Consider the following 19,970-nt stretch of genomic DNA (forward strand, 5'->3'; position numbering starts at 1 on the left):
ATCATGATCTAGCGACCATGAATCAAAGCCTCCCACCTATCCTGCACATCTATATCCCAACAGCAGTGTCAAGCTGTAGTAAAGGTGCACGGGGTCTTTCCGTCTTGCCGCGGGTAGGAGGAATTTTCACCTCCACTACAATTTCACTGGATTCCTGGTCGAGACAGCTCCCATCTCGTTACGCCATTCATGCAGGTCGGTATTTAACCGACAAGGAATTTCGCTACCTTAGGACCGTTATAGTTACGGCCGCCGTTTACTGGGGCTTCGATCAACAGCTTCGCTAATGCTAACTGCATCAATTAACCTTCCAGCACCGGGCAGGCGTCACACCCTATACATCCACTTACGTGTTAGCAGAGTGCTGTGTTTTTGGTAAACAGTCGGGAGGGACTCTTTGTTGCAACCTTTCTAGCTTTCAGACGTAAAGTCCTATACCAGAGGAGGCACACCTTATACCGAAGATACGGTGCTATTTTGCAGAGTTCCTTAACCAGGATTCTTCCACGCGCCTTAGAATACTCATCTCACCCACCTGTGTCGGTTTACGGTACGGGTAATTTGTGATATGCTTAGAAACTTTTCTCGGCTCGACGGCATCAACGATTCTCCTTCCACTCCGAAGAGTATCTAGAGCCTGTCGGGTCTCGGTCTTGTGTGATAGGGATTTGCCTCCATCACAACCTACATCCTTCGACTAACTATTCCATCAGTTAGCTCGTTTAGCCCTAAGCGTCCTTCCATCACGCTCACAAATTAGTATAGGAATATTAACCTATTTTCCATCGTCTACCCCTTTCGGACTCGACTTAGGTCCCGACTAACCCTACGATGACGAGCATCGCGTAGGAAACCTTGGGTTTTCGGCGAAGGGGATTCTCACCCCTTTTATCGCTACTCATGCCTGCATGCTCACTTCTAGCCGCTCCACCACTCCTTACCGGTATGGCTTCAACGCTGACTAGAACGCTCTCCTACCACTCAGATAAATCTGAGTCTACAGCTTCGGTGTAAACTTTTAGCCCCGTTATATTTTCCGCGCAGAATCACTAGACCAGTGAGCTGTTACGCTTTCTTTAAAGGATGGCTGCTTCTAAGCCAACCTCCTGGTTGTTTAAGTAACTCCACATCGTTTTCCACTCAAGTTTAACTTTGGGACCTTAGCTGGTAGTCTGGGTTGTTTCCCTCTCGACGACGCATTTTATCACCCGCCGTCTGACTGCCATGATTACACATAGGGTATTCGGAGTTTGACAGGGTTTGGTACCTTGGTGTAGGCCCTAGCCCAATCAGTGCTCTACCCCCCTATGCTACAACATGACGCTATACCTAAATATATTTCGGAGAGAACCAGCTATCACGAAGTTTGATTGGCCTTTCACCCCTATCCACAAGTCATCCGAAGACTTTTCAACGCCTACCGGTTCGGTCCTCCACTGGCTCTTACACCAGCTTCAACCTGCTCATGGATAGATCACTTCGTTTCGGGTCTGCAGCCAGTGACTATGTCGCCCTATTAAGACTCGCTTTCGCTACGGCTCCGGGTATCCTTAACCTTGCCACTGACCACAACTCGCAGGCTCATTATGCAAAAGGCAGTCCATCACCCTGATAAATCATAGGGCTCTGAATGATTGTAAGCAAATGGTTTCAGGTTCTATTTCACTCCCCTCACTGGGGTCCTTTTCACCTTTCCCTCACGGTACTTGTTCACTATCGGTCTGTAAGTAGTATTTAGGGTTGGAGGGTGGTCCCCCCGGATTCAGACAGAATATCACGTGTTCCGCCCTACTCAGGATACTGCTATGTCTTCGCCAGATTTCGTATACGAGGCTTTCACTCTCTATGGCTAATCTTTCCAGATTATTCTACTATCCTTTGAAGTACAATATCGCAGTCCTACAACCCCCAATGCAAGCATTGGGTTTGCCCTCTTCCACGTTCGCTCGCCGCTACTAGCAGAATCTCGTTTGATTTCTCTTCCTCTGGCTACTGAGATGTTTCACTTCACCAGGTTAGCCCCCCGTAGGGTAACATGACTCACGCCATGCTGGGTTGCCCCATTCGGAAATCTACGGATCAAAGCCTCTTGACGGCTCCCCGTAGCTTATCGCAGTCTAGTACGTCCTTCTTCGCCTCTTACAGCCTAGGCATCCACCATTCGCTCTTAATAGCTTACCTTTGACTATTCTAATTCGCACTTACTTCCTTACTAAAAATAAATCTTTAATAAGTCAGCAAAATTGTTTTTCTATTTTTGACAATCAACAATTATAATTTAATGAACATAGATTATTTAAAATCTAATTTAATCTCTACCTATATACAATAGAAATTAAATTAAACTTCTTATTCTTTTAAATGTTATTAGAAATGGTGGAGAATAGCGGGATCGAACCGCTGACCTCCTGCGTGCAAGGCAGGCGCTCTCCCAGCTGAGCTAATTCCCCAAGCCTGATAACTCTTTTAGTTTATACAGTGCAAAGGTAATATTTTTAGTGCAGGAGCTTACTTAAGAGTAAGTGACTAAACTAAAAATTTTAGCTTTGAGCTGTATTGGCTAAAAATGGTGGGCCTGACAGGACTTGAACCTGTGACCTCACCCTTATCAGGGGTGCGCTCTAACCACCTGAGCCACAGGCCCCTTCTCTAATCAATCTCTCAAAACTAAATAAGCACTTTACAAGCTCAAGATAACCTCTTACTCATACATTGTGAGATGTATGAGTTTATACTCTAGAAAGGAGGTGATCCAACCGCAGGTTCTCCTACGGTTACCTTGTTACGACTTCACCCCAGTCGCTAATTCCACTGTGGACGGTAACTAATTTAGTATTCCGGCTTCGAGTGAAATCAACTCCCATGGTGTGACGGGCGGTGAGTACAAGACCCGGGAACGTATTCACCGTAGCATTGCTGATCTACGATTACTAGCGATTCCAGCTTCATGGAGTCGAGTTGCAGACTCCAATCCGAACTGAGATCAGGTTTTAAGATTTGCTCCACCTCGCAGTATCGCTTCTCTTTGTCCTGACCATTGTAGCACGTGTGTAGCCCTGGACATAAGGGCCATGATGACTTGACGTCGTCCTCACCTTCCTCCTCCTTGCGAAGGCAGTCTCCTTAGAGTGCTCAGCCTAACTGTTAGCAACTAAGGACGAGGGTTGCGCTCGTTGCGGGACTTAACCCAACATCTCACGACACGAGCTGACGACAGCCGTGCAGCACCTGTCACTAAGCTCTACCGAAGTAGCACTCTCTCATCTCTGAGAGATTCTTAGGATATCAAGTCCAGGTAAGGTTCTTCGCGTATCTTCGAATTAAACCACATGCTCCACCGCTTGTGCGGGTCCCCGTCTATTCCTTTGAGTTTTAATCTTGCGACCGTACTCCCCAGGCGGTACACTTAATCCGTTAGGTGTATTACTGCAATGACAAGCATCGCAACAACTAGTGTACATCGTTTAGGGCGTGGACTACCAGGGTATCTAATCCTGTTTGCTCCCCACGCTTTCATGCCTCAGCGTCAATAATGTTCCAGCAGATCGCCTTCGCAATGGGTATTCCTGGTGATCTCTACGGATTTTACCCCTACACCACCAATTCCATCTGCCTCTCCCATATTCTAGACTAACAGTTTCAAAAGCAGTTCTACAGTTAAGCTGTAGGATTTCACTTCTGACTTGTTAATCCGCCTACGCATCCTTTACGCCCAGTGATTCCGAGTAACGCTTGCACCCTCCGTATTACCGCGGCTGCTGGCACGGAGTTAGCCGGTGCTTATTCATAGGCTACCGTCATGTTCTTGACCTATAAAAGGAGTTTACACACCGAAATGCGTCATCCTCCACGCGGCGTTGCTGCATCAGGGTTTCCCCCATTGTGCAATATTCCCCACTGCTGCCTCCCGTAGGAGTCTGGACCGTGTCTCAGTTCCAGTGTGGCTGATCATCCTCTCAGACCAGCTAGGCGTCATTGGCTTGGTAGGCCGTTACCCTACCAACTACCTGATACCATAAAGCCCCATCCCTTGGCACCGGAGTTTTCCCATTATAACTTATGTCATAATGGAGTATGGGGTATTAGCAGTCGTTTCCAACTGTTGTCCCCCTCCAAGGGGCAGGTTAGCTATACATTACTCACCCGTTCGCCACTAATCCACTAGTGCAAGCACTAGCTTCATCGTTCGACTTGCATGTGTTAAGCACGCCGCCAGCGTTCACTCTGAGCCAGGATCAAACTCTCCATTAAACTGTTTATAATAATTGTTTTCTTTAAAAGGAAGTAATTCCTTTTAAATTCATTGCACTAAAGCTAACTGCTTCGCAGTAGAATTAATTTAATAATTGAAAACATTTAAATAACATATCAACATGGAGTGTTGATTTTAACTATTTGAGTTAGTTGAACTCTTTTAATAGTTATCCCGACTTGTAAAGTCGCTTATTTAGATTTCAAAGATTGATTTAACATTTATATTTTTAATGAACTTGAATCGCCCTCTACCAAGGCTCTTCTTAACCCGTTCTCTCAAACGAGGACGAAATTATATACAAAGGAAGCTTTATAATTGCTTAGAGCAAATCAAAAAAAATAATTTTTTTAGCAAAATAAAATACTTACCTATTATATGGCGAAATAATTACAAAAATTATACTGTAAAAAAAAATTTTACTTTAAGTAAAAATATGTAAGAATACCTCATTATGGTATAAATTTTTATTATACATCATAGAAAGGATACATTATGAAAAAAATTATCGTTTGTTCTTTAATTAGCTGTTCTTTATTGTTTTCAGCCGAGGCTATAGCCCAAAATAACAAAGGTTGTGTAGAAACATTAGAAGATGAAATAGCAAAAATTGTAAATTCAAATATTGATGATTCCCAAAAGAAAAAAGCAATAGAAGAACTTAAAGCTAAGATATATATTGATGATCATGAGTCATGTGAATCAGAATTTCAAGATGAAATTAAAAAAATTATTTTTGGTGAAAAAAAGAATGATTCTCAAATAGCTACTGCAATAAAAGAAAAAACTAAAGAATTAAAAGAGTCAGTACAAACTGCTGATATGAACTCTCAAGATTGTATAGAAAACTTTGAAGCAGAAATTAGAAAAATAATTGATTCAAATCCAAACAACTTAAAAAAAGAAGAAACAAAAAATATGATGCACGAACTTTTACATGAAAAAGTAAAAGAAAGTTGTGAATCAGAATTTGAAAAAGATACAAAACGTATAGTCAATTCTGAAAAAAAATAGATTTAATAACACATCAATAAGCTAATTCAAATTTTAAGTTAGTTAATTGGGTGGAATAATAGATAAATTTAATGTAAATACTGCATTTATTTTCTATTAACTATTTTTAAATATAATATCTCTAAAAAGAATAAGGAGTTTTAATGGGACTATATGATAGAAACTATATAAACAATAATACAAGGCAAGAAGCATATACTCAATCACAAACAAAAACGGAAGGACAACTAGGTGTTTTCATAAAACAAACATACCAACTTTTTGCCGCTTCACTTTTAGCTGCAACTGCAGGAGCATATGTTGGAATTGGTATGGCAGCTACTGTTGCTAGTATGTATTTTGTTTTTGTAATTTTAGAATTTGTATTACTTTTTGGCTTATATGCTGCAAAGAAAAAAGCAGGCTTAAATCTTGTTTTACTATTTGGATTTACTTTTATTAGTGGATTAACTTTGGCTCCACTACTTTCAACTATACTTGGAATGGCTGGAGGTGCTAATATCGTAGCAAATGCTTTTATGTTAACAACAGTTGCATTTGGTGGATTATCTATTTTTGCTATGAATACTAAAAGGGATTTTAGTGCAATGGGGAAAATGTTATTTATAACCCTAATAGTAGTTGTTGTTGCTAGTTTAATAAATATATTTTTAGGTAGCCCTATAATGCAATTAGTGATTGCTAGTATTAGCTCAATCCTATTTAGCGCATTTATACTATATGACACACAAAATATAATAAGAGGTGCCTATGAGACACCTATAGAAGGAGCAATTGCTCTGTATTTAGATTTTTTAAATCTATTTGTTTCTTTGCTTCAAATACTTGGTATATTTGGAAGCGATGAATAAAAAAAATGAGGGGGGAAAGCCCTCCTCATATACTACCCTTAGAATAATTGATGCAAATCTCAATAGACTAAGAGAAGGAATAAGAGTTGTTGAAGATATTTGTCGTTATTTTAAAAACTCCAAAGAATTATCACAAAAACTAAAAACACTTCGACATAAAGCAAGAATAAAAGAGTATATTGAACTTATCAAAAATAGAGATATTACAAATGACCCCCTTAAAGAAACTACATGTAGTGAAAAAAAACGAGACAATTTAGAGAGCATCATAATATCTAATATAAAAAGAGCTCAGGAAAGCGCAAGAGTTCTTGAAGAAATTCTAAAATTAACAAATTCTTTAGAAGCTGAGAAATTTAAAAATATAAGATACGAATTATATAATGTAGAAAAAGAGATCCTGCTCTAAACAGAATCTCTTAAAGTTAATACTTAAAAACTACTAAATTATGTGAACAACAACCTGTTGTCTTTAGTGTTATCAAGATGGTACATTACCGCTATCGCTAGCGTAGTTATATAAGAAATCATATACGTGAGATACGTATTTTTTCTTGAGTGGTTTTTTTACTTTAGGGCAAATTTTAGCGATTTCATCGTTTAATTTACCTGCATCTTGTATAGCTTTCCACTCAGCTTGAGTATGTTTCTTAGCTAACTGTCCACCATCCATGCCACAAGGTTTTTTAAGCTTTTTAATAATAAGCTTTTGACCTTTAGCAACACCAGCTGATGCAGTTGTGCTAACAAAACTCAAGCTTACAACTGCTGCAAATAGCAATGTAAGCAATCTCTTTAACATCTTTTCTCCTTTCATAAATTTAGTAAAAGTTTTAAAAAAAACTTTAAATAAATTTAAAAGAGAATAAATGCTTATATTAGGATACCTATTTTTTACTATTATTTTGCTTATTTTATAAATTTTCCCTCCACTTTAAAATGGAGGGAATAAATTTTAATGTTCTCTTATTTTATTTACTGAAAATAAGGAATCAAAGATTTTATACACTGCTAATACAACACCAATTGAGCCTATTACAATAAGAATTTCTCCTAGATGTGGATTTTCATAATTGAAATTACTAGCGATTGCATAAAAATCATATTTCTCATATCCTGTTCCAAATCTATCACTCATTGGGTTTGCATTACCACCATATACAAAAATGTATCTTCCTATATATCCCCCAACAATTGTAAAGAACGAAGCTATCAAGGTAAGATAAGGCTTTCCTTCTTTAAATACTAATAAAAATGGAATTGCTAAAGTTAATAAAATATATCCACCAAAATATAAAGTTTTGAACTCTCCAAATAGTATTATTAAAGTCCAAGCTTTATCAACAGCCATATACGCAAACACTTCATAAAGAGCTAATAGTGATACAAAAAACAACATACCTTTTCTAATTAAATTCATTAATCCAACATATTCTTTTTTGTCTTTATGTACTAAAAAAGTGACTATTCCCATAATACCAAGAGAAGAAACAAATGCTGAAATAATAAAATAAAACATCAATCCAGGGAATTCTGTCCAAAGATGACGAGCTGTATTCATAGAAAATAGTTTTGCTTGGATGTAGTATTCAACAAGGTCAACACCTATACTTAAAATCAATATAGGTAGAGCCAATCTTCTTGCTAATTCTCTTTTTTTAGTTAGAACCAAATATATTTCAAACAATACAAAAGGAATATAAATACTATAAAGAGGTAACATTAGCCACATTCCAGCATTAAAATTTGGACTAGTAAACATACTTACCATATTTAACATATTTAGGTCTGTTGCAATTGTAAAAAGCCCTGCAAAAACCATAGAAATACCAGCTACCATAAAACCAGCAGCAACTTTTTCTACAATATGAAATTTCATCAATTCTGCTAATGCTACTATAAAAATAACTCCGCTACCTGTATAAATCATGTACATGTAATTAACGATAAACAATGTCCATGGAGTTTCTCTATTAATTTCACCAACATTACCAAAAACAGCAAGTTTCATAGCCTCTTTTAATTCAGGATTTGTAGGGTCTAGGCCAGCTGCATGTGCATTTGCTGCTTCACTAAAATATCTAATATCTATAATTTCATATATACCATAAGCTGCAAGAGCTAGTAATATATATGCTAAAATCATAACTTTATTAAACAATAGCCCAAATATACTGACTTTGTTTACTTCAACACCTAAAATTTCTATCTTTTCCATTCTTTGCTCCTTGCATCTCTAGCAACATCATACTTAGCTTTAAAATCATCCCATGTATGAATAACAGTATCATGAGAGATACTCTGTTTTGCATAAGCTTCATCATCAGGCACAATATAAAACAGTTTTGGAAGAGTTCCAGATTTTTCTTTTTGAAAGAAAAACTTTTTTGTTTTTAAAAGTTGAACTATATCGCTATCTTCATCATCTAAATCCCCAAAAAGTCTAACTTTTGTAGGGCAAGTTGCTTGACATGCTGTTGTACCATACTCCTCTATACGATGATCACAAAATGTACACTTATCAACTGCCACCATTGTATCATCTACAAATCTAGCATCATATGGGCATGCTTCCATACATCCTTTACAAAGTATACATTTACTTGGATCTACTTTTACTATACCACCTTCTTCATAGTGACTTGCATTTGTAGGACAAACGCTAACACATGGAGCTTCAAGACAATGATTACATTGTGATGGATAAAGATTTATATATGGCTTTCCAAAGATAGTTCCTTCATTGATTCCTACCCAAATACGTTGCTTATCAGCTCCTAACTGAACACCATTTTCTTCTTTACATGCAGTTTCACATGCTTTACAGTTAATACAGTTTTGATAATTTAATGCCATTGCGTAATTCATGACTATACCTTTCTAAGCTCTACGATAGTGCCATGCATAATCGCACTACCAAAAACTGGTTCAATTTGATCTTCTATTATTTCATTGTCACTCGCACCATTTCTATGAGCAAATGTTAAACCTGTTGACTTAGCACCAAAGCCATGAATGTAAAAAATGACATCTGGTACTATTTTTGGAGTTGGATAAGCCTTTATTCTTACTTGACCAACTCTACTTGTAATTTCTACTTCATCTCCAAATTTGATTCCATAATGTTTAGCTTGCTGGTCGTTGATCCAAACATAATTTTCTTTCATCAATTCTAAAAGCATGATGTTATTTTGCGTAGCATCTTGAGTAAATTGAGCATGCCTTCCGCTTATAAATTTAAACTTACCCTGAGGAATCTCAACATAGTCCTCATCATGCCATGTTGGCATCGGATCAATTCCCTTTTTCTTCATACTATTTAAATAACATTCTATTTTAGTACTTGGAGTTGAAAAGTTTCTTCTTAACTCAGCTATATCTCTTGGATTAACACATGTATCAATTACATCTGCATCTTCTTTATTCGCTAGCTTAACTACTGTATAGTATTTTTTATCTTCAGGATAATAATTATATGTGTTATTATCAAGCTTTTCAAAGTATTTATCCATATTTGGATAGTAAACACCTTTTTCTCTTAATATTTTCCATGCTTTTTCACCATGCTTTGATACAACCATATGTTTATTTATCTCTTCTTGAGATTCTTCAAAAGCATCAGCTAAATTGAAACCATTTTCTTCGTAATAACTCTCTTCAGTTTCACCCTCTTCCAAACCAGAAAGTTCATCTTGAATATCTTCATCATATTTTTTTGTTATTTCCCAAAGAGGTTTAGATAATTTTTCAGCAAGACCCCTCATAATTTCAATTACTGGTTTAGTTTCATACATTGGGTCAATTACTTTTTGGCGAAGTACAATTGCTGGTTGACTTCCAGGGAAAGATTTAACTGGGTCTTCTCTTTCTAAATAAGTACATTCAGGTAAAATAACATCAGCAAACATTGCCGTATCGCTAGGCATAGTATCTATAGCTACTACTAAATCTAATTTTTTTAACATTTCGGCAGTTTTTGCTGTATTTGGAACTGAAAGCATAGGGTTTTGTTTATATATGAAAAGTCCTCTCATAGGATAAGGAGTTTTATCTTCTGCAATCATATTTCTCCAAGCAATCCAAGAACCACTTCCACCAACTATTGCTGCCGCATCTTTTTCAATTCTCTCTTTTGCATTCGCATACATAGGAATATTTACTTCGTGTGAGCCGAGAGGAAGTTTTTTCCCAAATATAATTCCTCCTTTAACATCAATGCCACCACCAAGAGCTGTAAAAATTGCTTGTGCACGACGAAGTTGAAAATCATTTTTACTCCATGTTGATCGGCGACCTTGGTAGTAAATAGCTTGAGGAGCATGTGCCATAAATTCTTCCGAAATTCTACATATCTCCTTCGCTGGAATACCTGTAATTTTTTCTGCCCATTCAGGAGTATATCCACTTTCAATAATGTGCTTTTTGTATTCTTCGAAGCCATTAAAATTGTTTTCTACAAATTTTCTATCATAAATCTCTTTTGTTAAAACTTCGTAAGTTAAAGCTAAAACAAATGCTAAATCTGTTCCTGGTTTAATTGGAAGGTATGTGTCTGCATGAATCGCAGTATTTGTAAATCTAGGATCAACTACAACTAACTTTGTACCTCTTCCTCTTGTTCTTTTAAAAAGATCCATAGTATCAGGAGTAACAATTGCTTCTGCTCTATTAGCTCCAGCCATAATAACATACTTTGCATTTTCTAAATCTGCTTGTCCATAACCACCGATTGTCAAAGCATGACCTGAAACAGTTGTCTGTAAACAAATAGAAGCATGGTTTACAAAGTTTGATGAACCAAATTTATCAGCCATAAAAGTTTTAAATGTATGTTCTGCCAAACCTTCTCCAGCACAATAACCTATGCAAGAGCGATTATCTTTTTCTTCATCTAAAATTTTTACAAGTTTTTCTTTTATATACTCATTGGCTTCATCCCAAGTAGCACGTCTAAATTTTCCTTCTCCTTTTTCACCAATTCTGATTAAAGGGTATTTTAATCTGTCAGGATCATATAGTGCATGAATTCCGGCATCTCCTCTAGCACAAAGCATATTTTTTGATTTTGGAAAATATGGATTTGGATCAAGTTTTGTAACAACCCCATTCTTTACCTGAGCAATGGCTGCACATTTATTTACGCACATTTCACAAACAGTTGGTACTTTCTTCAGAAGTAAATTATCAGAACTAGTCTTAGTTGACTCTTTCTTCATAATCTCATTTGCGCCTATAGATGTTCCACCTAGAACACTTAACGCAACACTGCCCTGAAGAAATCTACGTCTTGAGATTTCTACTTTCATTTTCTTCTCCATTTGTATAATTATACATGAAACTAATGTAAATTATAAGATTTAATGTTGTTATTGTATTGTTTATTTCTTTATATTATTATTAAAAAAAAATTTACCTATAAAAATAAATTATATCTTTTTGAGAAAAATGTGTTATATAGGGGATTTTGGAGTAAAATAATCAAAAAATTCTCTCAATTTGTTAAAAAAAATTTAAAATATTACTGATTTATTAGTCAAAAGGTAAAGTATTTACTTACTGAAGAGAAAATATTTCTCTTCAGTAGTTGCATTTAACAAGAAACACTAAATTTATGTAAACAACAACCTGTTGTCTTAAGTGTTATCAAGATGGTACATTTCCGCTATCGCTAGCATAGTTGTATAAAAATTGATATACATGTGTAACATATTTATCTTTTAGTGGCTTAGCTTTAGGACAAATATTAACAATTTCTTCGTTAATTTTTCCTGCTTCATTAAGCGCTTTCCACTCTGCTTGAGTATGTTTTTTAGCCATAACACCGCCAGTAAAACCACAAGGTTTTTTAAGCTTTTTAATAAAAATCTTCTGACCCTTAGCCACACCAGCAAATGCTGTTGTGCTAACAAAACTCAAGCTTACAACTGCTGCAAATAGCAATGTAAGCAATCTCTTTAACATCTTTTCTCCTTTCACAAATTTTTTATTTTTTAATGTTCGCTACTAGCGTCCAAGTTAAATAGTTTTTCTGCTAAATAAAATAAAAATAGTGTTATACCAATTCCACCAAATCCTATTGCAAATTCAGTTGCTGAAGGAAAATACTCTATAAAAGTAGGAGGTAGTTGATACTCACTTCTTTTTAATGTTGCCATTGGGTAAATAAGCGTATCATGAACCAAGTCATATCTCATGAAAAAGATTCCAATCATACCAGTTAGTGAAGCAAAAACCATTGGTTTAATAGCAGTTGCATTTGAAAACAATATAATAAAAAATGGAATCAACATTCCTAATAGAACTTCACCATATATAAAAGTTGGACTTTTAATTACATGTAAAATAACTTCTGCTCTTTCAGGCATAGTTCCATAAAGAGCTGTGATAATCTTCCATCCTTCAAAGAAAATAAGAATTGCTAAAAGCATTCCTAAAATCTTGTTGAGTTTTAAAAGCATTGCTTTTACATCTTGAGGATAATTGTTTCTATACTTAAATCCATAAATAATATAAATTAGATAACATCCTGTAATCATAGCTGAAAGTATAAAATACACTGGATAAAATACACCATTTGCTGTTGGACGAGATATTAAAAAACCAAATACAGCTCCAAGATTTGAGTGAGCTGCAAGACCAGCCAAAAGTCCTCCGATTCCAAATATTTTAGAATATTTATGACTTACCTTGACTGTTAAAAAGAAAAATTCAAATGTTATAAATATCAAGTAAACACCATATAATGTTCCCATCCACCAAATAGCACTAGTAAAACCTGGAGTTAAAACATTATAAATAAGCATTGTTACAGGATGACCAACTTCTAAAGCAATAACTGCAAATCCAGAGAGCAGTGTTATAATAGCTCCTGCAATCGCTCTTTTACCAATAATTTGAAACTCTTTAACACCAAATACATGACCGATTGATGATATTATACAAAGACCTGTACTTGATACAACAAAAAATACATACATAGCGATTAATAATCCCCATGGATGCTGTCTTGTTACATTAAACGTATGATGTCCGTGAATCAAATAATATGTAGCACCAGCTACAAATACACCTAACAATCCTACTGCAAATATTGCCACTAAAATATTTAATGGAGTTTTTTTAAAAGTTAATAAATTTTTTACTGAAAATTCGTTCATAATGACCACCTCTATAGTAGATAGAATAATTTTGGTTTAGTTCCAAGGTGCTCTTTCACTTGCTTATACTCTCTTGTTTGTAAAAGTTGTGAAATTTCACTATTTGGATCATCTAAATCACCAAAGGTTCTAACTTTAGTCGGGCATGTCGCCTGACAAGCTGTTGTTGTTAATCCATTTGCCAATCTTGTATCTGAACAAAAATTACACTTATCAACAGTAACTGTTCTATCATCAACATATCTTGCATCATAAGGACAAGCATTTATACAATAAGTACATAAAATACATTTATTTGGATCTACTCTAACTACTTTATTTTCATCATAATATGTAGCATTCGTTGGACAAACCCACTGACAAGGAGCATTATCACAATGCTGACATTGGCTTGGATGATATGTTTGTGAAGCAATAGAGATGTTTGGCCACTCGCCTTCAGCTTCTTTTTGTCCTACCCAAATCCTATAATTATCTCTTCCTGGTAGAACACCATTTTCTGCCTTACATGCGCTCTCACATGCACGACAATTTATACAATTTTTATAATCTAATGCCATTCCATAACGTGCCATTATTAAACCTTTCTTATTTCTACTATTGTGTCATGAAGACATGTTGCTCCATGCATTGGCTCAATATGATCTTCAATAATAGCTGCATCTCTACCGCCATTGTTGTGAGCTAATGTAAGATCTTCAGAATAGTTACCAAAACCATGAATAAAAAACAGAGTATCAGGTGCAATTTTTTCAGTAGGATATGCTTTAATAGTAGTTTTTCCAACTCTACTAGCTACTTCTACCTCATCACCAAACTTAATACCCATTCTATCTGCTATTCTTTTGTTAATCCACAAATAATTTGTTGGAACTAAGTCTAATAACATTTTATTATTTGAAGTTCCTGATTGAGTAAATTGCGCATGTCGTCCTGTAACAAACCTAAACTTACCATCAGGAATTTTAACTTCATATTCCTCTTTCCATGTTGGCATTGCATCAATTCCACGATTAGTAAGAGATTTTAAATTACACTCAACCTTTCCTGATGGAGTTTTTAATTTTCCATTTAAAACAGAGTAGTATTTTTTATCTTCTGGATAGTATTCGTATTCATTAACATTTACTTGTTTGAAATATTTATTCATATTAGGATAAAAAACACCATATTTATGTAATGACTCAGCTGCTCCTTCATATTTTGCAACAGCATGCTCGTTTAATTCTTCTTGAGAGTGTTTAAACGCTTTAGTTAAATCAAACTCTTCATAAGTAGCTTCTTCTCCATCTTCTTCAATAGCACTTTGAACTTCTTCATCATATTTTTTTGTAATTTCAAATAGTGGACGAGAAAGTTTTTCTGTTAGCCCTCTCATAATCTCAATAACTGGTTTGCTCTCAAACATAGGTTCAACTACCTTGTTTCTTTGAACAATTGCTGGCTCTATTCCACCATATGCTTTTGCAGGGTCAGTTCTTTCTAGATAAGTACACTCAGGCAATACAACATCACTTAAAAGTACAGTATCACTTGGCATTGTATCTATGGTTACAACCAAATCAAGTTTTTTCAAAAACTCTTCAGTCTTTTTTGTATTTGGCATGTTTTGCATAGGGTTATGCTTATAATTAAAAAGTGCTCTTATTGGGTATTCTGCTCTTCCTTCTAAAACTTTGTTTCTAAAACCTACCCAGGTTCCACTTCCTCCAACAACAGCAGCTTCAGTTGAATCTATTCTAGATTTTGCGTTATCATAGATTGGAGAAGGTACTTCATGAGCAATTGTTGATATTTTTTTACCAAAACATATTCCACCTTTAGTATCAATTCCTCCGCCAAGTGCTGAAAATATTGCTTGTGCTCTTCTTAGTTGGAAATCATTTTTACTCCAAGTTGTTCTTCTTCCTTGGTAATAAACTGCTCTTGGAGCATTTGCCATAAACTCTCTTGCAACTTCATATATACTTTCAGCTGGAATTCCTGTAATTGTTTCTGCCCACTCAGGAGTATATCCATTTGATATGATATGGTTTTTATAATCCTCAAAATCATTGAAATGGTTAGCAACAAACTCTTTATTGTATATCTCTTCTTTAATAGCAACATATGTAAGAGCAAGTACAAATGCCAAATCTGTTCCTACTTTAATACCTAACCATTTATCACTTTTTGCTGCAGTGTTTGTAAATCTAGGATCAACTACAACTAGCTTGGCCCCTCTTCCTTTTGTTCTTTTGAAGAAATCCATAGTATCTGGAGTAACTATTGCTTCAGCTCTATTTGCACCAGCCATTATCACATATCTTGCATTTGAAAGATCAGCTTGCCCATATCCACCTATAGTTAGTGAATAACCAGAAACTGTAGTTGCTAAGCATAAACTTGCATGATTTAAAAAGTGAGCTGAACCAAAGCCTGTGTAAAAGTTTTTAAATGTATGCTCTGCCATACCTTCTCCAGCACAAAATGCTACTGTTGAGCGGTTGTCTTTTTCTTCATCTAAAATTTTTGTTAATTTTTCAGTTATATAAGAGTAAGCTTCATCCCAAGAAACTCTTCTAAATTTTCCGCTTCCTTTTTCCCCATCTCTAATAAGAGGATATTTTAATCTATCTTCATCATAGATTGCTGCAATTCCAGAATTTCCTCTTGGGCAAAGCATGTTTCTTGATTTTGGGAAATAGGGATTTGGATCTAGCTTTGAAATCACCCCATCTCTTACATACGCAAACGCAGCACATTTGTTCACACACATTTCACACAATGTAGCTATTTTCTTCGTTTTGCCAAAATCTTCTGGCTTAACGGCAGCCTTTGCGCTTGCAAGAATTTCTGATGGAGTCATGCTAACTCCTCCAGCAATACTTAAAGCAACACTGCCTTGAAGAAATCTCCTACGTGAGATCTCTACTTTCATCTCTTCTCCTTATTAATTTTAAGTTTTTAAGTTTTGTATGGTACTTTACCACTTTCCAACCCATGTTCACTATATATTGTATGGATGTTTTCTTAGGAAAAACTTATACAAAAGGTAAAAAATAATTTATCAAAATTTTAATATGGAGAAATCCCTAAATTTAGGGATTTTAAAAATTTGAAAAAAAATTGTTTTTTTTAAAAGAAAAGAAATATAAGTTTATAAAAATTTACTTTTTTTGGTATTTTTTGTTAAATATTACTTTTTTGTCACTATTTTAATTAATTTTTTACTTTAAGAATCGAGTTTTTGTATGTTTTATATTATTGAATAATAAAATTATATCTTATAATTAATCTAAAAAATACTTATTTTTTAAAGCTACTTAGCTATAATAAAATCTAATACTTATTATATTAGTAAATTATTTTTTACTAATATCTTATAATTATTATTATATATTTTTATTAAAAACTTAAAAAAATATTTTAGTATATAATTTTTAATTATTAAAATTATTTTATTTACTAATGAGATTTTTTATTTGTTATAAACAAAACTTCAAATTCAAGATATTTGTGAGGGTATTTTGTTATGAGATTTTTAGTCTCCTTGTAACTTAACTTTCTTTTTCCACCACTTACTCCACTTTTTTTGATATATCTAAAGAGAGATTTTGTATCTTCAAAATCTATTTTGTACTCTTTTATCTCATAATCTATATCAAAATACCTTCTAACTAAATCAGTTAAATATTTTGTTTCGGGAAGAAAATTTTCTAAATTTGTTGTTTTATATAGTGTTTTAAATGTATTTTCCGTAAATATAGAAAAAGCTATATTTGGCGTAATTGTAGATATAAATTTCACTAGAGCTTCTAAATCTTTAGACCACTGCAACGTAGAAGAGGATATTACCAAATCAAAAGGTGCATATTTTAAAATCTCCTCTTTAAAAATATCGGATTCAAAATCAAAATTTAAAACTTGAATATTTTTTTCTTTTGGGTGCAAATCGAGCATTCCTTTAGCACTATCAACTCCGATAAATCTTTCGATTTCACAACCTATGTTTCTATATATGTGTCCCGTTCCGCAACCTAAGTCTAATACTCTTTTAAATGAGCCATCAAGCTTATCTATCAAATGTTTTGCAACTTCTTTTTGAATACTACTATGCTCATCATACTCTTTTGCATGTTTAGAAAACTCTTTTATATGTTCCAATTTAATCTCTTTTGTTTATATGTTTATCTATTTTTTAATAAATTTGGGTATAATGCGATGTTTACAAGAAAGTATACTAAATATTTAATAAAAGGACATTGAGAATGATATCAGTTTTACTGATTTTACAATTTGTATTAGCAGCAGTTTTAACAGTTGCAGTACTTTTACAGAAAAGCTCATCTATAGGACTTGGCGCTTATAGTGGAAGTAATGAATCACTTTTTGGAGCAAAAGGACCGGCTGGTTTTATGGCAAAATTTACATTTGTAATAGGACTTGTATTTATAATAAATACAATAGCACTAGGCTACTTTTACAACCAAGAAAAAAATGTTTCAATTGCAGAAGATATAAAAGTACAAAAAAGTGAAGTACCTGTCGCTCCAGAGCTTCCAAAGGCTCCAAGCGCTCCTAAAGAGAAATAAAAGGCGCTCATGAAATCATTTTTGCTATTGCTCATAAGTGCTTTAACACTGTGGGCAAACGCTCATATCTTTGTTTATCATAGATTTGGCGATAGCAGATATCCAAGTACCAATACGACGATTAAAGAGCTAAAAAAACAATTTGAGTATTTCAAAAACAATGGTTACAAAGTAGTATCACTTGATACTTTAGTAAATAAACTAAATAAAAAAGAAAAAATACCAGATAATTGGGTAGTTTTAACAATAGATGATAATTTTAAGAGTTTTTATCAAAACGGACTAAAAATTTTCAAAGATTATAACTACCCTTTTTCGCTATTTGTTTATGTAGAAGCAACCCAAAAGGGTTATCATGATTATCTATCTTGGGATGAATTAAAAGAGATAAGTAAATATGGCTCATTAGAATTTCATAGTTATTCTCATGGACATATGAACAAAATGAGCAATGAAGAGATAAAAAAAGATTTTGATAAAGGTCTTGATTTATTTCAAAAGCATTTATCAATCAAACCAAAATATTTTACATATCCATATGGAGAGTACACCAGCAGGGTAAAAGAATTTGTTAAATCATATGGATTTAAAGCGATTATAAACCAAAATATGGGAGCTATTGATTCTTTTAGTGATATATATGATTTAGATAGAACAGCACTTGTTGGCAAAAGCAATCTTGCTAATTATCTAAAATACAAAGCACTAAAAGCAAAATGGATTGAACCTAAAGCTTATCCAAAAGATGGCGTTTTAAAATCTTTACATGTAAATACCAATGAAGATAAAAAAAATGCAACTTATTATATAAGTGGCAAGGGTTGGTTAAAAACGAAGTTAAATAATGGTGAAGTAAATTTGGTACTAAATGAAAAGTTAACAAAAAAAAGAACCCGCTTAATTTTAGGAGTGGGAGATAAAATCTCAACAAAACTACTGATAAAGGATAAATATGGAACTAAGTGAAATTTATGCAAATCAAAAAGAGCATATTGCAAAGAGTTTAGAGGCACTAAAAAAAGATTTTACAACTATTAGAAGTGGAGCTGTTTCTACTTCAATATTAGATAGTGTAAAAGTTAATTATTATGGAAACCCAACTCCTCTTAATCAAGTAGCAACAGTTCTTGCAAGTGATGCTACTACCATAGTAGTAACTCCTTGGGAAAAAAATCTTTTAAAAGATATAGAACATGCAATTGGTGCAGCTAACATTGGAGTTAATCCAAACAATGACGGCGAAGCTATAAAATTGTTTTTCCCTCCAATGACAACTGAGCAAAGACAAGAGGGCGTTAAACAAGCAAAAATGATGGGTGAAAAAGCTAAGATTGCAATCAGAAATATCAGAAAAGATGCAAATGACAAAGTAAAAAAACTAGAAAAAGACAAAGAAATTACAGAAGATGAATCAAAAAAAGCACATGACGAAGTTCAAAAAATAACTGACGAAGGTGTTGCTAGTGTTGATAAACTTGTAAAAGAAAAAGAAGCAGAGCTACTTAAAATATGATCGATTTAGAAAAAATTTACAAAGACTCAAATGCTTATCTTGAAGGACATTTTTTACTAAGTAGTGGAAATCACTCACAATTTTATCTTCAAAGTGCAAAAGTTTTAGAAGACCCTAAAACAGCCGAACTTTTAGCAAGTAATCTAGCTAATATGATAAAAAAAAGTGGAATCAAAGTAGACTTGGTTTGCTCTCCTGCACTTGGAGGAGTTCTAGCTGGGTATGAGCTTGCAAGAGCTTTGGGAGTTAGATTTATATTTGCTGAACGGGTAAATAAAGAGATGACTATTAGAAGAGGATTTGAAGTTAAAAGTGGTGAAAATGTTTTAATGTGTGAAGATATCATCACTACTGGAGGCTCAGTCCTTGAAGCTGCAAATGAAGTTAAAAAACAAGGTGGAAATATAGTAGCGTTTGCGGCACTTGCAAATCGTGGTTTTTGCAAAAGAGAAGGAAGTTCAAAAAATTCTACTTCTACATGTAAACTGCCAAGTGATGTTCCATTTTTCGCTCTTGGCGATTTTGAATTTGATATTTATGAGCCTGATAATTGTCCATTATGCAAAGATGGAAGTAAGGCATATAAACCAGGAAGTAGAGGAAACTAAA

16 protein-coding genes, 2 tRNA genes and 2 rRNA genes (1 of these 20 running past the window's edge) are annotated in these 19,970 nt (G+C 34.3%); 7 read left to right on the forward strand and 13 right to left on the reverse strand.

Annotated elements, in window-relative coordinates:
- The 4 genes from ACKGJI_RS11720 to ACKGJI_RS11735 form a co-directional block, all read right to left on the reverse strand.
- A 23S ribosomal RNA gene (locus ACKGJI_RS11720) occupies nt 1-2,181 on the reverse strand (it extends 731 nt beyond the left edge of the window).
- Nucleotides 2,182-2,374: 193 nt separating this feature from the next.
- A tRNA-Ala gene (locus ACKGJI_RS11725) sits at nt 2,375-2,450 on the reverse strand.
- A gap of 117 nt (nt 2,451-2,567) precedes the next feature.
- Nucleotides 2,568-2,644: transfer RNA gene (locus tag ACKGJI_RS11730), tRNA-Ile, on the reverse strand.
- A gap of 96 nt (nt 2,645-2,740) precedes the next feature.
- A 16S ribosomal RNA gene (locus tag ACKGJI_RS11735) occupies nt 2,741-4,251 on the reverse strand.
- The 16S and 23S rRNA genes sit together here with 2 tRNA genes alongside, the layout of an rRNA operon.
- Before the next feature lie 496 nt (nt 4,252-4,747).
- On the opposite strand from ACKGJI_RS11735, the gene ACKGJI_RS11740 reads away from it, so the two are divergent.
- From ACKGJI_RS11740 to ACKGJI_RS11750, 3 genes are all read left to right on the forward strand, one after another.
- Nucleotides 4,748-5,266 (forward strand): hypothetical protein, encoded by a 519-nt coding sequence (locus ACKGJI_RS11740; RefSeq protein WP_458700499.1) that lies wholly within the window; start codon nt 4,748-4,750, stop codon nt 5,264-5,266.
- 143 nt (nt 5,267-5,409) lie between these two features.
- A complete protein-coding gene (locus tag ACKGJI_RS11745) occupies nt 5,410-6,117 on the forward strand; it encodes a Bax inhibitor-1/YccA family protein (RefSeq protein WP_458700500.1) in 708 nt (235 codons plus the stop codon).
- The gene (locus tag ACKGJI_RS11750; RefSeq protein ID WP_458700501.1) at nt 6,110-6,526 is read left to right on the forward strand and encodes a thiamine-phosphate pyrophosphorylase; all 417 of its coding nucleotides are present in this window, start codon (nt 6,110-6,112) and stop codon (nt 6,524-6,526) included. Before ACKGJI_RS11745 ends, ACKGJI_RS11750 begins: the two co-directional genes overlap by 8 nt.
- 72 nt (nt 6,527-6,598) lie before the next feature.
- Here the strand turns inward: ACKGJI_RS11750 and ACKGJI_RS11755 are convergent, their stop codons facing one another.
- From ACKGJI_RS11755 to ACKGJI_RS11795, 9 genes are all read right to left on the reverse strand, one after another.
- On the reverse strand, nt 6,599-6,919 hold the full coding sequence (locus ACKGJI_RS11755) for a cytochrome C (RefSeq protein WP_458700502.1): 321 nt from the start codon (nt 6,917-6,919) through the stop codon (nt 6,599-6,601).
- 153 nt (nt 6,920-7,072) lie between these two features.
- Nucleotides 7,073-8,335, reverse strand: coding sequence for a polysulfide reductase (locus tag ACKGJI_RS11760; RefSeq protein WP_458700503.1), 1,263 nt, complete (start codon nt 8,333-8,335; stop codon nt 7,073-7,075).
- Nucleotides 8,323-8,985: a 4Fe-4S dicluster domain-containing protein gene (locus tag ACKGJI_RS11765; protein WP_458700504.1), complete on the reverse strand. Its 663-nt coding sequence runs from the start codon at nt 8,983-8,985 to the stop codon at nt 8,323-8,325. Before ACKGJI_RS11765 ends, ACKGJI_RS11760 begins: the two co-directional genes overlap by 13 nt.
- A gap of 2 nt (nt 8,986-8,987) precedes the next feature.
- The gene (locus tag ACKGJI_RS11770) at nt 8,988-11,423 is read right to left on the reverse strand and encodes a molybdopterin-containing oxidoreductase family protein (RefSeq protein WP_458700505.1); all 2,436 of its coding nucleotides are present in this window, start codon (nt 11,421-11,423) and stop codon (nt 8,988-8,990) included.
- A gap of 337 nt (nt 11,424-11,760) precedes the next feature.
- Nucleotides 11,761-12,078 (reverse strand): cytochrome C, encoded by a 318-nt coding sequence (locus tag ACKGJI_RS11775; protein ID WP_458700506.1) that lies wholly within the window; start codon nt 12,076-12,078, stop codon nt 11,761-11,763.
- 29 nt (nt 12,079-12,107) lie between these two features.
- Nucleotides 12,108-13,274 (reverse strand): NrfD/PsrC family molybdoenzyme membrane anchor subunit, encoded by a 1,167-nt coding sequence (gene nrfD, locus ACKGJI_RS11780; RefSeq protein ID WP_458700507.1) that lies wholly within the window; start codon nt 13,272-13,274, stop codon nt 12,108-12,110.
- A gap of 11 nt (nt 13,275-13,285) precedes the next feature.
- Nucleotides 13,286-13,849 (reverse strand): 4Fe-4S dicluster domain-containing protein, encoded by a 564-nt coding sequence (locus ACKGJI_RS11785; RefSeq protein WP_458700508.1) that lies wholly within the window; start codon nt 13,847-13,849, stop codon nt 13,286-13,288.
- A gap of 2 nt (nt 13,850-13,851) precedes the next feature.
- Nucleotides 13,852-16,194 (reverse strand): molybdopterin-dependent oxidoreductase, encoded by a 2,343-nt coding sequence (locus tag ACKGJI_RS11790; RefSeq protein ID WP_458700509.1) that lies wholly within the window; start codon nt 16,192-16,194, stop codon nt 13,852-13,854.
- A gap of 527 nt (nt 16,195-16,721) precedes the next feature.
- Nucleotides 16,722-17,420, reverse strand: coding sequence for a methyltransferase domain-containing protein (locus ACKGJI_RS11795; protein ID WP_458700510.1), 699 nt, complete (start codon nt 17,418-17,420; stop codon nt 16,722-16,724).
- A 104-nt stretch (nt 17,421-17,524) separates the two neighbouring features.
- Here ACKGJI_RS11795 and secG point away from each other — a divergent pair, with 104 nt between their 5' ends.
- From secG to pyrE, 4 genes are read left to right on the forward strand one after another with little or no spacing between them, the layout of a single operon-like run.
- Entirely contained in the window at nt 17,525-17,848 is a 324-nt protein-coding gene (gene secG, locus ACKGJI_RS11800) for a preprotein translocase subunit SecG (protein WP_458700511.1), read from the forward strand.
- A gap of 9 nt (nt 17,849-17,857) precedes the next feature.
- Entirely contained in the window at nt 17,858-18,814 is a 957-nt protein-coding gene (locus ACKGJI_RS11805) for a polysaccharide deacetylase family protein (RefSeq protein ID WP_458700512.1), read from the forward strand.
- The gene (frr, locus tag ACKGJI_RS11810) at nt 18,801-19,361 is read left to right on the forward strand and encodes a ribosome recycling factor (RefSeq protein WP_458700513.1); all 561 of its coding nucleotides are present in this window, start codon (nt 18,801-18,803) and stop codon (nt 19,359-19,361) included. The genes ACKGJI_RS11805 and frr overlap by 14 nt, the downstream gene beginning before the upstream one ends.
- Nucleotides 19,361-19,969: an orotate phosphoribosyltransferase gene (gene pyrE / locus ACKGJI_RS11815; protein WP_458701727.1), complete on the forward strand. Its 609-nt coding sequence runs from the start codon at nt 19,361-19,363 to the stop codon at nt 19,967-19,969. Before frr ends, pyrE begins: the two co-directional genes overlap by 1 nt.
- Nucleotide 19,970 lies beyond the last annotated feature (1 nt).

It is taken from the genome of Sulfurospirillum sp. 1307, assembly GCF_054408545.1.

Bases quoted from the DNA above. Each gene is read 5' to 3' on its own strand.
- ACKGJI_RS11740 (WP_458700499.1), top strand. From the start codon at position 4,748: ATGAAAAAAATTATCGTTTGTTCTTTAATTAGCTGTTCTTTATTGTTT.
- ACKGJI_RS11745 (WP_458700500.1), top strand. From the start codon at position 5,410: ATGGGACTATATGATAGAAACTATATAAACAATAATACAAGGCAAGAA.
- ACKGJI_RS11750 (WP_458700501.1), top strand. From the start codon at position 6,110: ATGAATAAAAAAAATGAGGGGGGAAAGCCCTCCTCATATACTACCCTT.
- ACKGJI_RS11755 (WP_458700502.1), bottom strand. From the start codon at position 6,919: ATGTTAAAGAGATTGCTTACATTGCTATTTGCAGCAGTTGTAAGCTTG.
- ACKGJI_RS11760 (WP_458700503.1), bottom strand. From the start codon at position 8,335: ATGGAAAAGATAGAAATTTTAGGTGTTGAAGTAAACAAAGTCAGTATA.
- ACKGJI_RS11765 (WP_458700504.1), bottom strand. From the start codon at position 8,985: ATGAATTACGCAATGGCATTAAATTATCAAAACTGTATTAACTGTAAA.
- ACKGJI_RS11770 (WP_458700505.1), bottom strand. From the start codon at position 11,423: ATGAAAGTAGAAATCTCAAGACGTAGATTTCTTCAGGGCAGTGTTGCG.
- ACKGJI_RS11775 (WP_458700506.1), bottom strand. From the start codon at position 12,078: ATGTTAAAGAGATTGCTTACATTGCTATTTGCAGCAGTTGTAAGCTTG.
- nrfD (WP_458700507.1), bottom strand. From the start codon at position 13,274: ATGAACGAATTTTCAGTAAAAAATTTATTAACTTTTAAAAAAACTCCA.
- ACKGJI_RS11785 (WP_458700508.1), bottom strand. From the start codon at position 13,849: ATGGCACGTTATGGAATGGCATTAGATTATAAAAATTGTATAAATTGT.
- ACKGJI_RS11790 (WP_458700509.1), bottom strand. From the start codon at position 16,194: ATGAAAGTAGAGATCTCACGTAGGAGATTTCTTCAAGGCAGTGTTGCT.
- secG (WP_458700511.1), top strand. From the start codon at position 17,525: ATGATATCAGTTTTACTGATTTTACAATTTGTATTAGCAGCAGTTTTA.
- ACKGJI_RS11805 (WP_458700512.1), top strand. From the start codon at position 17,858: ATGAAATCATTTTTGCTATTGCTCATAAGTGCTTTAACACTGTGGGCA.
- frr (WP_458700513.1), top strand. From the start codon at position 18,801: ATGGAACTAAGTGAAATTTATGCAAATCAAAAAGAGCATATTGCAAAG.